The sequence below is a fragment of the Streptomyces rugosispiralis genome, assembly GCF_024505145.1.
GTDB classification, from domain to species: domain Bacteria; phylum Actinomycetota; class Actinomycetes; order Streptomycetales; family Streptomycetaceae; genus Streptomyces; species Streptomyces rugosispiralis.
Map to the genome: position 1 here is coordinate 1 of NZ_JANIAA010000192.1, position 763 is coordinate 763.

The 763-nt window shown below is 73.8% G+C and carries 1 protein-coding gene; it reads left to right on the plus strand.

What is annotated here, in order from left to right:
• Positions 1-763 (plus strand): ketoacyl-synthetase C-terminal extension domain-containing protein (locus tag NP777_RS47010; RefSeq protein WP_305890870.1); only part of this gene is annotated, 763 nt, incomplete at both ends.

Sequence of the window (763 nt, forward strand, 5' to 3'; positions counted from 1 at the left end):
GTCCCAGCAGCGGGTGATCCGCCAGGCGCTGGCCAACGCCGGGCTCCCGGCCGGGCAGATCGACGTCGTGGAAGCCCACGGTACGGGTACGACGCTGGGCGATCCGATCGAGGCGCAGGCGCTGCTGGCCACGTACGGCCGGGAGCACACCGACCACGAGCCCCTGTGGCTCGGCTCGATCAAGTCCAACATCGGGCATACGCAGGCGGCCGCCGGTGTGGCGGGCCTGATCAAGATGGTGCTGGCCATGCGGCACGGTCTGCTGCCCGGGATGCCGAACGTGGACGAGCCCTCCCCGTACGTCGACTGGTCGCCCGGCACCGTCCAACTACTGACCGACGCCACGCCGTGGCCCGAGACCGGTCGCCCGCGGCGCGCGGGCGTGTCCTCCTTCGGCGTCAGCGGCACCAACGCGCACGTCATCCTCGAGCAGGCGCCTTCGCCGCGGCCGGAGGCCGAGCGGCCCGCCGTGGACGAGCCCGCGGGCGGCCTGGGGCGGCTGCCCGTCACTCCCTGGCTGGTGTCGGGCAAGTCCGAGGCCGCGCTGCGGACACAGGCGGATCGGCTGCTGGCGCATGCGCGCGAGTGGGCAGAGCTGTCGGCCGAGGACATCGGGCTGTCGTTGGCGACCACGCGCAGTGCGTTCGAACACCGTGCGGTGGTCCTGGCCGGCGACCGGGACGGTCTGGCCGATGGCGTGGCGGCACTCGCGGAGGGCCGGGACGCCTCGGGGCTGATCCGGGGTGTGGCCGGTGCTGACGGT